11 protein-coding genes and 2 pseudogenes are annotated in these 14804 nt (G+C 55.5%); 3 read left to right on the forward strand and 10 right to left on the reverse strand.

Annotation, left to right across the window (positions count from 1 at the left end; all coding sequences use genetic code 11):
- Positions 1–105 precede the first annotated feature (105 nt).
- From pcaF to AC2FLA_RS00640, 4 genes are read right to left on the reverse strand one after another with little or no spacing between them, the layout of a single operon-like run.
- Entirely contained in the window at positions 106–1311 is a 1206-nt protein-coding gene (gene pcaF, locus AC2FLA_RS00625) for a 3-oxoadipyl-CoA thiolase (protein WP_496719711.1), read from the reverse strand.
- Positions 1311–2483 carry a CaiB/BaiF CoA transferase family protein gene (locus tag AC2FLA_RS00630; RefSeq protein ID WP_496719713.1) on the reverse strand — a complete coding sequence of 391 codons (1173 nt, stop codon included), beginning with the start codon at positions 2481–2483 and terminating at the stop codon, positions 1311–1313. Before AC2FLA_RS00630 ends, pcaF begins: the two co-directional genes overlap by 1 nt.
- Positions 2480–3697, reverse strand: coding sequence for an acyl-CoA dehydrogenase family protein (locus tag AC2FLA_RS00635; protein ID WP_496719715.1), 1218 nt, complete (start codon positions 3695–3697; stop codon positions 2480–2482). Before AC2FLA_RS00635 ends, AC2FLA_RS00630 begins: the two co-directional genes overlap by 4 nt.
- A 2-nt stretch (positions 3698–3699) precedes the next feature.
- A complete protein-coding gene (locus AC2FLA_RS00640; protein ID WP_496719717.1) occupies positions 3700–5238 on the reverse strand; it encodes a class I adenylate-forming enzyme family protein in 1539 nt (512 codons plus the stop codon).
- A 276-nt stretch (positions 5239–5514) separates the two neighbouring features.
- On the opposite strand from AC2FLA_RS00640, the gene AC2FLA_RS00645 reads away from it, so the two are divergent.
- The 3 genes and pseudogenes from AC2FLA_RS00645 to AC2FLA_RS00655 all read left to right on the forward strand — a co-directional run.
- Entirely contained in the window at positions 5515–7485 is a 1971-nt protein-coding gene (locus tag AC2FLA_RS00645; RefSeq protein ID WP_496719718.1) for a 3-hydroxyacyl-CoA dehydrogenase NAD-binding domain-containing protein, read from the forward strand.
- A gap of 243 nt (positions 7486–7728) precedes the next feature.
- A pseudogene (locus AC2FLA_RS00650) lies at positions 7729–7842 on the forward strand (IS6 family transposase); the annotation flags it as partial.
- 47 nt (positions 7843–7889) lie between these two features.
- Positions 7890–7988: pseudogene (locus AC2FLA_RS00655) on the forward strand (IS5/IS1182 family transposase); the annotation flags it as partial.
- A gap of 73 nt (positions 7989–8061) precedes the next feature.
- On the opposite strand, the gene AC2FLA_RS00660 reads toward AC2FLA_RS00655, so the two are convergent.
- The 6 genes from AC2FLA_RS00660 to AC2FLA_RS00685 form a co-directional block, all read right to left on the reverse strand.
- Positions 8062–9177, reverse strand: coding sequence for a Gfo/Idh/MocA family protein (locus AC2FLA_RS00660; RefSeq protein WP_496719720.1), 1116 nt, complete (start codon positions 9175–9177; stop codon positions 8062–8064).
- A complete protein-coding gene (locus AC2FLA_RS00665) occupies positions 9174–10250 on the reverse strand; it encodes a Gfo/Idh/MocA family protein (protein ID WP_496719721.1) in 1077 nt (358 codons plus the stop codon). The genes AC2FLA_RS00660 and AC2FLA_RS00665 overlap by 4 nt, the downstream gene beginning before the upstream one ends.
- 12 nt (positions 10251–10262) lie before the next feature.
- Positions 10263–11270, reverse strand: coding sequence for an ABC transporter permease (locus AC2FLA_RS00670; RefSeq protein ID WP_199528455.1), 1008 nt, complete (start codon positions 11268–11270; stop codon positions 10263–10265).
- Positions 11267–12154, reverse strand: coding sequence for an ABC transporter permease (locus AC2FLA_RS00675; RefSeq protein ID WP_496719722.1), 888 nt, complete (start codon positions 12152–12154; stop codon positions 11267–11269). Before AC2FLA_RS00675 ends, AC2FLA_RS00670 begins: the two co-directional genes overlap by 4 nt.
- A gap of 50 nt (positions 12155–12204) precedes the next feature.
- The gene (locus tag AC2FLA_RS00680; protein ID WP_496719724.1) at positions 12205–13689 is read right to left on the reverse strand and encodes a sugar ABC transporter ATP-binding protein; all 1485 of its coding nucleotides are present in this window, start codon (positions 13687–13689) and stop codon (positions 12205–12207) included.
- 73 nt (positions 13690–13762) lie between these two features.
- Positions 13763–14800 carry an ABC transporter substrate-binding protein gene (locus AC2FLA_RS00685; RefSeq protein WP_496719726.1) on the reverse strand — a complete coding sequence of 346 codons (1038 nt, stop codon included), beginning with the start codon at positions 14798–14800 and terminating at the stop codon, positions 13763–13765.
- Between the last annotated feature and the right edge of the window lie 4 nt (positions 14801–14804).

The raw sequence follows: 14804 nt of genomic DNA on the forward strand, positions 1-14804 counted from the left end.
CCTTATGAGGTCATTAGATTCTGCATTGCATTGAGCTTAGTCAGGGCTTGACGATCACTGAAATACTATAAGCGTATCTCAGTCATCACCTTTTCAGATACCCGGTTAAACACGCTCCAATAGCAGGGAAATCCCTTGACCGACGCCAATGCACATCGTGCACAACGCCAGAGAAGACCCGCTCCGACAGAGCTGATTTGTGGCCGTTAGAGCCAAACGCGCTCCCGACATGCCCAAGGGGTGACCAAGGGCGATGGCGCCGCCATTTGGATTCACATATGTCGCGTCATCGGGCAGCCCAAAGGCGCGGGTGACAGCCAGCGCCTGAGCGGCAAAGGCCTCGTTCAGCTCGATCACGTCGATCTGGTCGATGCTCATGCCAACTCGGCTCAGCAGCTTTTGCGTAGAAGGTGCAGGACCATAGCCCATGATGCGTGGCGCGACACCTGCCGCAGCACCTGCCACAATCCGTGCCCGTGGTGTCAGACCGTGCCGTTTGGCGGCGGCCTCGCTGGCGATGATCAAGGCGGCCGCCCCGTCGTTTACACCGGATGCGTTGCCGGCCGTCACCGATCCGCCTTCGCGGAACGGGGGACGCAACTTTGCCAACCCTTCTGCGGTGGTTTCGGCACGCGGGTGTTCGTCTGTGTCGATGACCTTGGGATCCCCTTTGCGCTGTGGGATAGTGACAGGTGTGATCTCTTCAGCAAAGATCCCTGCTGCTTGCGCAGCCGCTGTCCGCTGTTGCGAGCGCAAGGCGAATGCGTCCTGATCAGCGCGACTGATCCCGAAATCTTCGGCCACGTTTTCGGCAGTCTCAGGCATCGAATCGACGCCATACTGGGCCTTCATCAACTTGTTGACGAACCGCCAGCCGATGGTCGTATCATGCACCTCGCTGGAACGACTAAAGGCACCGGTGGCCTTGGGCATCACGAACGGCGCGCGGCTCATGCTTTCAACACCGCCTGCAATGATCAAATCGGCATCGCCCGATTTGATCGCGCGCGCGCCATAGGCCACAGCGTCCAGCCCCGAACCACACAAGCGGTTCAACGTGGTGCCCGAAACGTTTTCCGGCAGCCCTGCCAACAGTGACGACATACGCGCCACATTGCGGTTGTCCTCGCCTGCCTGGTTGGCGCAGCCATATAGCACATCGTCCACAGCGGCCCAATCGACGGTCGGGTTGCGCTCCATCAGCGCCTTCAATGGCACTGCACCCAAATCGTCGGCCCGAACAGAGGACAACCCGCCACCATAGCGCCCGATCGGTGTGCGGATGGCGTCGCAAATGAAAGCTTCGGTCATCAGATCACCCCCGCGTCGCGCATTGCCTGTATGGTGGCTTGGTCATGGCCTAGCCCACGCAAGATCTCATCGGTATCCTGCCCCTTCTGGGGCGGAGCTGAACGGAATTCGTTCAGACCAGCCGAGAACTTGGTTGGGTATCCAGCCTGAAATGTCTTGTCTTCGCCTTCGCCCAACTCGCCAAACATGCCGCGTTCGATCAGGTGGGGGTCCTCGAACAGACGCATATCCTCATAGACCACGGCCCATGGCAGATCAGTGGAACCAAAGAGCGCCTCCCACTCGGCCAGCGTTTTCGAGGCAAACATGTCCGACATCAACCCATGCACCGCCTGCTTTTGCAGGTTGCGCAGTTTGTTGGTCTTGTAATCCTCGCGCCGCAGATCGGAGAATTCGTCGCCCATCATGTCCGCCAGCACCAGCCAGAACTTGTTCTCAAACAGGCCAATGGCGATGTGCTTGCCATCCTTGGTTTCAAAGATGTCATTGTCGGGCATCACAAAGGACATCCGATCCGGGTCGCCGTCGCACAGATCATGCGCAATGCGCACCAGCGGCGAGGACCAGTTGACCATCGCATCTGTGATCGAGACATCCAGATACTGCCCCTTGCCGCTCATCTTGGCCGAGCCCATGGCAACAGCGAGTGACAGTGCGCCGTACATAGCGCCAGCATAATCTGACAGGCGCACCTTGGGGCGCGCGAGCTTGTCATTGACTTGAGACGGCACTGCAAAATAGCCCGACAGTGCCAGGAAATCGATGTCGTGACCTGCGCGTTGACGATAGGGACCGGTCTGACCAAAGCCCGAGAGTGAACAATAGACGATGGCCGGGTTCTGCACTTTTACCGCGTCATACCCGAAGCCCAGTCGGTCCAATACGCCGGGGCGAAAGCTTTCGATGACGGCATCTGCGCTTTCCAAGAGCTTGGTCAGTATCGCCTTGCCCTCGTCTGATTTCAGATCCAGCGTGAGCGACTTCTTGTTGCGGTTCAAGCGGGCAAACATGTCTTTGCCTAGGAAGCGTCCGGGGTCGCCGTGTTTGGGTTCCTCGATCTTGATGACCTCGGCGCCCAGATCGGCAAGCGTCTGAGTTGCAAAAGGTCCGGGCAGCAAACGCGATAAGTCTATGATGCGCATGCCATTTAGAAACGACCACTCATTCGTCATTGTGCGGCCTCCGGGTTGGCGGTTTTCCATTCTTTCTGGATGCCTTTTCCGATCGTGTTGCGTTGAATCTCCGAACTGCCGGTGAGCACACGGAACATACGCAGGCGGCGGAACACCCATTCGACTGGATGGTTCTTTGTCATGCCGGTTGCCCCATGGATCTGGATCGCTTTGTCAGCAACCTGAAAGGCATTTTCGGCCACGAAAACTTTGCACATCGACGCCTCGGTCCGGATGTTTTCCCCCCGGTCGGCCTTGGCGGCGGCTGCGTGGATCATCGAATGAGCAGCAAAGTTGGCGGTCTTCATGTCGGCCATCATGTGCTGGATCGCCTGAAAATTGGCGATAGGCTGTTTGAACTGCACCCGACGATTGGCATAATCCACTGCCTGTTCCAACGCGAATTGGGCGTGGCCCAGCATGGTCGGGCATTGCAGCAGGCGGTTGATGTTGATCCTCTCCATCCCCAATTTGAAACCACCGCCCAGATGCCCCAGAATATTGCGTGCAGGCACGCGGACGTTCTCTAAGATGATGTCGTTGTCGATGTGTTGACCCGACATGGGTAGGTAATGTCCTTCGATCCGGTATCCGGGCGACTTTGCATCTACCAGGAATGCCGTCACGCCGTTGGTTCCAGCCTCTGGATCCGTCACGCACATGACGATGGCAAAATCCGCCGTGCGCGAGGCGGTGATGAATCGTTTGTGGCCGTTGATGATGTAGTCATCTCCGTCCTTGACCGCGCAGGTCTGAATACGCGCAGCATCGGATCCGGCATTCGGTTCGCTCAGCGCAAAACACCCTGCTCGTTCGCCGCGGGCTGCCGGGTAAAAGAACTCTTCGTTCTGCCTTTCTGTCGCTTGTGTGATGATATACCCGATCCTCATCGGGCCACCGTTTTCACCCAATACGCAGCCATAAAGCGCCGCATTCGACCGGGTGGCGTCCTCTTTCAGAGTACACAGCTGATCGATGGACAGGCCTAAGCCGCCAAACTCTTCGGGCAGGTTGCAACCATAGATGCCCAATTCGCGCGAGCGTTTCCACCATTCTTCGAGCTGAGCACGTTCGAACCGAGTTTCATGGGTCAGCCCGTTCTCTTTTTCGAACGGGAGCATTTCATTGTAGAGCAAGTCGTTGACCTTTGTGCGAAGCTCGGCAAATTTGCCCGCTTCCAGGCCAGCTGTTGCGCGGTTCAATCCCTGATTCATGATTACACCTTCCGATCCGAACCGGTCCAGTATCCATCACGCACTTGACGGCGCAGGATCTTTCCGGCGTCATTTTTAGGGAGCTCGACAACAACATCGACCGAATGCGGTTTCTTGAACTTGCCCAGCTTGTCCACGCAATGCGTTATCAGGGCATCGGCATCGATCTCGACACCATCGCGTGCCACAACAACGGCCTTGACTGCCTCGCCGAGGTCAGCGTCAGGAACGCCAACAACGCAAACTTCGTAAACCTCGGGGTGTTCGAACAGGGCATTTTCAACTTCGTTGGGGTATACATTGAACCCGCCGGTGACGATCATGTCCTTCTTGCGGTCGATGATAAAGATGTAGCCGGTGTCGTCGATATAGGCGATGTCGCCAGTGTGATAGCGCCCGTCCTTCAGAACCGGTGCAGTCAGCTCGGGCGCGTTGTAGTAGCCTTGCATGACATCCTCGCCCTTAACCACCAACTCACCGGCTTCGCCCACGGGCAATTCGTTGCCTTCGTCATCGATCACCGCGACCTCAGTCTCAAAGAGGGCACGACCGCAGGAGCTAAACAGTTCGGGCCGCCCGTTCAGGGCCAACTCGTGGTCAGCTTCGGTCAGCAGCGTAACCGAAGAGCACACCTCACCCGCGCCGTAACCTTGGTTTAGGATCGGGCCAAAGAACTCGACCGCTTCTTGCAAACGCGCCGGGGAAATGGGGGCCGCACCGTACCGAAGCAACTTAAGTGAGGAGAGGTCATAGTCGCCTCGGTTTGGTGCGGCCAGAATGCGGTTGATCATAGTCGGGACCAGATAGGTCTGCGTAACCTTTTCGGCCTGAAGCGTCGAAAGATACGTGTCTACGTCGAACCGCGACAGGATGACGTTGGTGTGGCCCTGTGACAGCAAGGGCATGATCGCCATTCCGGATACATGGGTAATGGGTCCCACGTGCAAATACGTTTCATGTTGATCAGGATACAGCCGAGAACGGAAAGTGATCTTGCGCAGGATTGCTCGGCGATTGCGCAGGGAATGCATCGCAGCCTTTAGCACACCTGAAGATCCGGAGGTATAATGGTGCACCATGATGTCATCTGGCGAGACATCCGCGCAAACGGTCTCGGTCTTAGCCTGAGCTAGAGCATCCTCATAACTACCGCCGTCGCCCATCACCAACAGCTGCAAGTTTTCGTTTTCATTGAATGCCTGCCGCGCCGCTGCCAAATGCGCCTCGTCTGTCAGCAGAATTTTGACTTCACTGTCCTTGCAGACGTGAACAACTTCGTCTGCTGACAGGCGTGCATTGATAGGCACGCGGGTAAAGCCACCTTTGAGCAGAGCCACCTCGGCCTCGACGATTTCGGACCGGTTCCAAGCCAGAACCGCAACACGGTCACCCTTGGTCAATCCCGCATCCGACAACGCGTTCGCAAGCCGGTTGGTACGCTCCTCCAGTGTCGCATAGGACAGTGATACGCGTTCGTCCTTTACGGCAATCCGGTCGGCCCAGAACAGGGCGGCGCGTGTTACAAGATTTCCCAGGTTCATGTTCAATTCCTCGAATTATCCGATCCAGGCCTCGAAATGTGGAGGCACAGCAAGATTGAAAGGAAAGGTAGAGGGCTAGCTGTAGACAAGAAAATACTATTTATAGCTGTCTGAGATAATAAAAACCTATTGCATGATGGTGCCGAGACAATGATTATGGCTCTGCAATATTATAGCATTTTATTATGGCGGTGATCACACCATAATATTTTCCACGATATCGGCGCTTCAGCTAAACATACAAGGCAAACCAAAGGCTGATCGAAGGGGAAAGTCATGAATGCGGTTACTTTGACGCGCAAAGATCAGGTTGGCATCGTCCGGGTCGACGCCCCCCCGGTGAACGCCATTTCCCAGACAGTGCGGCAGGGTTTGTGGGAGGCATTTGGCGAGATCGCAAACGACCCGCAGATTGCTGTTGCGGTGCTAATATGTTCCGGCCGAACCTTCATGGCAGGGGCAGACGTAAGGGAGTTCGGCAAACCGCCGATGCCGCCCCATCTTAACGATCTGGTGTCCTTCATCGAAAGCTGCCCTAAGCCTGTTGTTGCTGCAATTCACGGTCAGGCGCTTGGTGGTGGACTGGAACTTGCGTTGGCCTGTTCCCACCGGATCGCGACCGCGAATGCGCGCTTTGGGTTGCCCGAAGTAACGCTTGGAATCGTGCCCGGTGCGGGTGGCACGCAGCGGTTACCGCGATTGGTAGGCGTGGAACAAGCGCTTAATCTGGCGGTGGAAGGTCGGCCTGTCTCTGCCAAAGTAGCCGTTGAAATTGGCCTGATTGACAAGATGGCAGACGATCTTGAACCGGCAGCGATCACCTATGCAACTGCGCTTATCGGGGTCGATACAGCCCCTCTCAAGCTCAACTTGCCGATTTCGGCTGACAGCTTTGATCCTGCCCTGTTCGATCAATGGCGGGCCATGTGTGCCAAACGCAAGCGTGGCTTCAATGCGCCCTTGGCGGTTATCGACGCACTTGAGGCTGCCACCGGGCCGGATTTTCAGGCTGGTCTCGACAAAGAGCGCAACTTGTTTCTAACCCTGCGCCAAAGCACGCAATCAGGTGCATTGCGACATATCTTTTTCGCCGAACGCGAAACCTACAAAGTGGAGGGGCTGGATCTGTCGCAAGCAGGCGAGATTGGCAGCGTTGCGGTAATCGGGGCGGGAACCATGGGCGCAGGGATTGCGCAGGTCTTTGCCACCCAAGGCATTGCCGTCACTCTGATCGAAATCTCGGACGAGGCGGCACAGGCCGGGGTCGATCGAATCCGGAGCAATCTGGAACAAGGGGTCACGCGCGGCAAAATGAGCGCAGCCCGCGCCGAAACCATTTTGACGCTGATTTCACCCACAACCGATTATGACGATATGGCTTTGACCGATCTTGTGATTGAAGCGGCAGTTGAAGACATTGTCATAAAAAAGAAAATCTTTAAACGGCTGGATAAGATCTGTCGCCCAGGTGCTATTTTGGCGACGAATACTTCGTATCTTGATATCGACGAGATCGCACAAGCGACCAATCGCCCCGAGCGCGTTGCTGGCCTTCATTTCTTCAGCCCTGCCCATATCATGAAGCTGGTCGAGATCATTCGCACCGATCAGACTCACCCGGCGGTAACGGCGACTCTGGCAGCTACAATGAAAAAGCTGGGAAAAACGGGTGTGATTGCCGGAGTCTGCCACGGGTTCATTGGTAACCGGATGTACCAAGCCTATCAGCGCGAGGCTGGGTTGTTGATGCTGGAATGTGGATCACCTGAACCGGTTGACGCCGCGCTGCGCCAGTACGGAATGGCGATGGGGCCGTTTCAAGTGCTGGATTTGTCGGGCATCGATATTGGCTATTTGATGCGCAAATCGCTGCCTGTCGGAGCAGTACATCCTCGCGCATTTCAGGTCCATGACCGGCTTGTCGAAATGGGGCGCAAAGGTCGCAAAGCCAAGGCTGGCTTTTACGAATACAACGAGGGGGATCCTTCAATTGACGGGGTTGTTCTGGATTTGATCCGAGAGGTGGCCGAGGATGCAGGAATAACTTCGCGCGACCTAAACGCTGACGAAATCGCGCATCGATGTATCAAGGCGCTACAGCAAGAGGGTGACGAAATCTTGAAAGAAGGCATCGCGGCTAAGCCCGGTGACATCGACGTGGTTTTCGTCAACGGCTATGGGTTCCCGCGACACCAGGGTGGTCCGATGTATCACAAGAACTCAGCCACCGACCAAATTCTGGTCTAAATTCGGCGGTTGTTGGGACGGGATGCGTCCCAAACGGGACTGTTGCGTTAACAGGCGTGTTTCGAAATTGTGGGATGCGATTTGAACCTTAGGTGGGCACCAAGAAAAGTTGTTTCATGAATTCGATTTCACCTCTGACGCCGGTCTTGTCAGATTAAATTTGCTTGAGCGGGGCAGGGCGGTTCCGTAGCGTTTGGGAATGACCAAACCTGCCTCCTTCTAGTACATCAAAACCAGTCCGAGATCAGCCGCTTGGCAGTGGTGCTGTACGTTCGGTTCCCACCATCGCTTCGAAACGTGGAAGATCTGTTGCATGAGCGAGGCATCGAAATGGGCCATGATACAGTCAGTTATTGGTAGAACCGTTTGGGCCCGGTGTTTGCGTCCGAGATCAGGCGGTAAGCCGGCATCGGGTCGAGAACTTGTTTGCCCGGCTGAAGGACTGGTGTCGTATCGCAACCCACTATGACCGATGTGATGAACTGTTCCTTTCGGCAACCTGAATCGCCGCGACCGTCATCTTTTGGTTAGGAATCGTAATGCTAGACAGTATCGCCTATGTTAATGAAGGCCGATTTAGATGTCGGCAGCCCTAATGCTTCCTATCTCGATCTCCCTTTTGCGTTTAGACGAAGCAACCGCGGCGAAAGCAATGGCCAAAGATTTTAGGTTGGTTCTTGCAGATGTTGAGGGCTCTCTGTCGTCTTCAATTGAACAAAGAAGCTCCCCCATGGCGCCACGAAACCCGTCGTTGAACCATTGTCCTTCGAGTGCAGGCCGCGCAATGCCATGCGCAGTCTCAAGTGTCACAGATTGCGTCGACAGATCGGGCCCAACTGAAGTCAGGCTGCCGGTCGTACCTGCAACGTATGTTGTGTCGCGAGGGCCATGTGGAGCTCCACCGTCAAAAATCAGGCTTGCTTGGCCTTGGTCCAAACGAACCAGCGCCTGCGACATCAGAGGCACTTTGTTGGCCTGGCCGCGTGCAGATGTAGCGGTTGCAAAAACGCTTTCCGCCCTATCTCCGACAAGAGATGCAAGAAAGTCGAACCAATGCACGCCGAAATCGTAAAGTATCAGATGTTCGACCTCGTCAAACGGGGTACCTGCAGTCCAGCTGTGATCCCAGTGAATTGAGATATGGGCCGACAGAACATCACCGATCAATCCGGCTGAAACCGCCTCACGCATCCAGGACAGGTGCGGGGCCCAACGACCGTTCTGGTTTACCGCTAGTTTAACGCCTTGATCATCTGCCAGCTTCACAAGGTCATTACCCAGATCGAGGTCGGTAACAAAAGGCTTCTGGCTGAGCACGTGTTTGCCCGCTTGCAAGGCAGCTTTGATAATTGGCACACGATGTTCGGGGTGCAGCGTGACATCGACAACGTCGATCTCGCTATCGGCAAGAAGCGTCTCCCAGTCATCTTCGATGCGGGCAGACGGGCAGTATACAGAAGCTTTTTCTTCAGCCTTCGCGCGTGTACGGTTCCAGATTGCGGCGACGTCCCAGCCTGCTGTTCGGTAGGCATCAAGATGGCTTGCAGAAATCCCACCCGTACCAATAACCCCTATCCGGGGTCTATAGCGTCGAGGCATTGGTGGAAGATACTGCAGATCCGGCGCATCGATTTCGTGCAGATGCGCAGATTTTAGTGCGTATTGGTCCGTATTGGCACTGTCTGCGGTCATGCGAGTAACCGAAGTGTTCGTTTTTCATATGCCGAGCGGAGCGCCGTATCGACGATCCGTTGCGCTGTCAGGCAAAGTGCTGGATCCAGTGGCCCTTTGACCGGGATTCCTTTGGATATGCAGTCAAGGACGTACTCAATCGCATTTCGTTCACCAATCGGTAGTGGGGTCACTGGTATCTCGTGCCGTTCGGGTTTTGCGCGTGTCTGAACCGTTATGTGATCGGCGTAATCGGGCGATGAAATGGTGCCATCTGTGCCCACAAAGACAAATCCGCAAGTTGGTTGAGGCTGCGTTGTCCACGGGTCGGTGAAGGTGCCCCAACGAGTTTCCATTTTTGAGAGCCCGGTTTCATAACGGCATACGGCAATGGCATGTTGGTCGACTTCGATTCCCGGTGTTTCATCGACTGTGCATGTTACCTCGATCGGCTCCTGGCCCTCCATATACCAGGTTCCAAGCGTCGCGCCGTAGCCAAGGTAATCTAACAGTGACCCACCGCCCGATGCCCGCTTATACCACCATGAGTTCGGTTTCTGACGCTCAACTTCGTTCGGGGTGACTTCGACCTTGTCGGCCAGATGGTACAGGGGCCCGCGATTCCCGTCATAGAAATGCACTTCGCGCAGGTCGCCGATCATCCCGTCATCAATCAATCGTTTGGCCGTCACATGGCTTTCGACCCATCGTAATGGCCAGTTGATGATCAACTGCTTGTCGGTCCTATCCATCGCAGCCATCATGCGGCGCGCATCTTCTGAAGATGCGGCAAAGGGCTTTTCGACAAAAACATGCAGGTCGTAATAGGCCAGACGTTCGGTATATTCCGCATGCTGAGCCGTTGCCACGCAAAGTAGTGCCATGTCGTAGGGCCCCGCAGCCATGCACACGTCGAAATCGGTAAAGATCCGATCTTCGGGAATGCCGAATGCCGTTGCAGCTGCTTGCATCTTGTCCCGATCCGGATCGAATATCCCAGCGATTTCGGCGTCGGGATGATCGTGAACCATCCTAAGCAAATCACCCATATGCATGTGATCGAAACTGATGCCGACGATCCGGAATTTTGCCATTGGAAACCTCCCTTAGCGCGTGCCGGTAATCCTGACGTAGAGCGCGGTAACTGCGAGGATGATCAGCCCAAACAGGGCCGTACGTGCACCTTCCGGCATCTGCATCAAGGTTAGCATAGTATCCAGCACACGCAGAATAAGCGCGCCCACAATCGCACCTGCGAAACTGCCACGACCTCCGAAGATTGATGTGCCGCCAATCACCGCTGCGGCGACTGAGGGTAACAACAATGGGTTGGCAAGGCTCAACGAGGTCTGGCGGATCATGCCGAGATAGAGCAAGCCAGCCAGCGCGGCGATCAAACTTGAAAGAACGTAGAGCCCCAGATAGACCTGCCAGGCTCGGACCCCGGACAGCTTAGCGGCCTGCTCGTTGGAACCTAGGGCGAACAGCAGCCGACCAAATCCTGTATAGCGCATGAGCCACAGGATAAAGAGAGCAAACGGGATGAATACAAAAAGGCCGTTCGGCATTCCAGCGGTGCGGCCGGTTCCGAGCCAGGCAAGGAAGGCGGGAATTTCGGTGCCAGCATTGATAACGAGCCGTTGATAGACCTGCAGACATCCGGTGGCGATTAACCCTGTTCCTAGCGTCATGATCAATGGATGGACCCGGACCAATCCCACGCCGATGCCATTTACAACGCCCACAACTAGGCCAGCTGACAGTGCGATCAATACTGCAGGTGTCACGCCCCAAATAGCACTAAGTGTTGCGCAAACGAAGGCTGACACGGTGGCAACTACCCCGACCGAGAGATCTATTCCTGCGGTTAGCATTGTTAGAACCTGACAAGCCGCAAGCATCGCCAACGGAATTGCAAACTTGATCAGGTTGCCAACCCAGAAAGTAGAGATCAGTCCATCCCGACCCGCTCGGACCGGGGTTACGATACCTGGCCGCAATATTTCGAGCACAGCGATCATCAGGACAAGGAAGACCAATAGCGGGATGATCGGGTTGTCTCGCAGATAACGGCCAAAGCGGACCATCGGCAGATCTGTGGTGTCCATGCTCATCGGCGGGCTCCCTTCAATGAAGCCGCCGTGCCCAGCATAACGACGAGAACCATAATTGTGCCTTCGATAATCGTGGTCACGTTTGGATCGACGGCAAGCAATGTCAGGATCGTTCGAATGATCCGCAAAATGAACACCGCGATGATCGGCCCAAGCAGACCGCCCTTGCCACCGCCCAGCACGACACCGCCCAGAACCACGGCCGCGACCGAGGCCATAAGATATGGCCCCGGAACCGGCTCTCCAATCCCGGTTAGCGCAGCGAGGCTTAACCCGCCCATGGCACAAAACAGCCCGCATAGTGCATAGGCCGCTATCTTTGTTCTTCCCACTGAAACGCCAGAGCGGAAGGCGGCAAGCTCGTCTGATCCGGTGGCGTAAATCGAGAGCCCGAGTTTGGAGCGCCGGATTGGCAACCAGACAACAGCGATGCCAAAGGCAATAATGAGCAGTGCTTTGGGCAGTCCGTTGAACAGAAAGTGACCGCGTATTGCCTGTTCCAGCCAATCTGCAGTCGCGCCGCCCGGAGTCTCAAGGATCAACAGCGCGACGCCTTCCCAGACAAACAACATGGCGAGTGTCACAACGATGTCGGGTACGCGCGTTACAACGATCAAAAGACCATTGATCAACCCCATCAAAAACCCGACCCCCAACACGATAAACAAGGCCGGTACACCGGCCATGCGCTCCATCAGAACGGCTGCAGTCACAGCACAGACCGCCATCATAGACGCAACAGACAGGTCGATACCGCCGACGATTACGACGATGGCCATACCGGCGGTTGCGAAAGCAAAGGGCAGGGCAGCGCGGGCAATACTCTCCAGTCCTGACGCACCGAAAGTTGGCTGTATCAATTTTGTGATAGTCAAAAGGACCATGAGAAGAACCGCTAACCCCATGACCCATGCGTGTTTTCGGATGGCCACGCTCACGCCGCACCGTCCGTTTCGGTCAGGCCATAGGCCGCGCGCATCAGTGTTTGTTCATCCGCGTCAGCGGCATCAATCACGTCAACCACGCGACCGTTGAAGATGACGACCGCGCGGTCACAGGCAAGTGGGATTTCTTCCAACTCGGACGTGTAGAACAGAACCGCCGCTCCTTGATCTGCCAACTCACTGACAAGTGGGTAAATCTGGCGTTTTGTACGCACGTCGATGCCACGGGTCGGATCGAATAGAAGCAGGGTTTCGACACCTGTCGCCAGCCAGCGACCAATGGTGACTTTCTGTTGGTTGCCACCTGAAAGCCTTTGCACCTCGCCCTGCGCGCGTGTGTCGATCTGCAGCTTCTCGACCGCATAAGCGACCCGATCGCGCTCATGCCGCAATTTTATTGGCCCCCAGTTCTTGAGCCGGGTTGAAAATGGCAGAGCGATGTTTTCTTTAACTGACCTTTGCGCCAGCAGAGCGTCTGAACGATCGCCCGGAACGAAGGTTATCCCGACTGCAATGGCGTCGGCGGGGTGGGCGAAGTTTACGGGCTTTCCATCAACTTGCATCGATCCTGAAGATGGGCGATCAAAGCCCGCCAGAACCTCAAACAGTTCATCTTGCCCCTGACCCTCAAGTGCGACCACGCCTAGGACCTCGCCGGGGAATAAGTCGAACGAAACATCCGAAAAACTGGGCTCAAAAGCCAGTGACTTAATGCTCAGGCGCGGTGTCTTAGCCTGTGGTTGATTTGCTCGAAGGATCTGACGTGTTCCAATGTCAATCTTCTGACCCAGCATCAATTCGACCACGCGTTCTTCTACGCCGGGTTCAATGTCGAGATCTCCGACAGACATGCCATCCCGCAACACAGTGGCCCGATCGCACAGTTCCGAAATCTCGGTGAAACGGTGAGAAACATAGATCACACCCATCCCGTCATTTGCTTTGCGCCTTACGGTCTTCAATACGCGTTCAACCAGATCCGTCGGCAGCGCTGCGGTCATTTCGTCCAGCAACAGGACATCAGGTTCAACGGCCAAAGCGCGTGCCAGATCGAGGATGCGCAGCGTAGCAAGTGGCAGGTCGCCAATCATTGCCGATAGTTTCAGGCCTTCGATGCCAAGTTCTGTAACCCAGTTTTGAAACTGATCGACAGGTGTGTCTGTCAGCCGAAGATTGTCGGATACGTCGAGATCAGGAATGAGTGAGGGTTCTTGATAAACCGGCACCAAACCGGAACGGCGCGCCTCGGCGGGGCTTCCGACAAACGCTTGTTTGCCTCTGATCAATACCTGTCCAGCGTCGGGTTTAAGGGCACCGGTAATGATCTTGACGAAAGTGGACTTGCCAGCACCATTTGCGCCCATCAAGGCGACGATCTCGCCTTCGGCAACCGTGAGGTGCGCATTGGTCAACGCCCGTACGGCGCCAAAACTTTTGGCCACGTCAGACGCGTCGAGAAGTGGTATGCTGCTCATGGAAGTCCTTGAATGCCGAGTAGGTTGGATTTGCCTTCCGCCCAGCTATAGGCGGAAGGCCAGTCAATTCGGATCAACCTTCGCCGGGTCCCTTACAGTCGATGATTTGTTCCATCGTGTAGTCGGTCCAGCCGGGAACGGTCACTGATACTGGCCACTCTGGGTCAAGGTTAGGATTCTGAGCCGCTGTGATCGTTTCACGGCCTGCGTCAGTTGCATTCTCCCAAAGCACAGGGTCGACAAGAACGGTTTTGTTCTCAGGTGCGTTGCCGTTCAGAATGTCAACAGCCAGAGCAATGCCTGCGCCGCCAACTGAGCCAGGATTTGTCACTGCCGCGCCGTTCAATCCCTCAACTTCGGTCAGATATTGAACAAATCCCGCGTTGTCTGCGCCGACGATCGGAACCAGGGGAGCGCCGGATTCAGTGAACGCGTCGACGATTACATTGTCGATACCGCTGGTCCAGACACCGTCAAACGGGATTCCGGTGGCCAGGTAATCGAAGATCTGTTGCTTGCCCTGATCCTGCTGCCAGCCGGTGAAAACCTCGTGCACCACATTGATATCGGGGTGTTCAGCTAATGCTCGTTTGAAGCCGTTGTCTCGATCTGTATCGGCTGAGACGCCAGCAATGCCTCGCATGTAGACAACGTCACCTTTGCCACCGAGCTGTTCAAATAACCATTTGGCACCGAGGTAGGCGTATTCTTCTTGATTGTTCGAAAGAATGTAGGCGCCTTCAGCCGAAACGCCGGCATCCACGGCAACAACGACGATATCTTGCGCCATTGCTTTTTCCAGTGCCGAATTCAAAGCATCCGGGTTGGCGGGGTTCAGGACAATTGCGTCAACGCCCGCTTCGATGAGGTTGTTGATGTCTTCCAGTTGCCCGGCTGAATCCGTATTACGGTGTGCAACGATCAGGTTTGTGACATCGCCTTCAACTAGGGCCTGCGCTCGCATGGCGCAGATCATCTGCTCGCGCCAGCCGTTACCTTGAACGGTATTGGACACTCCGATTGTGTATTGCTTGTGCCCGTCAGCCATCGCCACAGTTGAAAGAGACGCTGAAACTGCAAGAGCAGCAACACCATAAAGTAGGTTTTTCATTTTA

The organism is Ruegeria sp. CDSA033 (assembly GCF_059612305.1).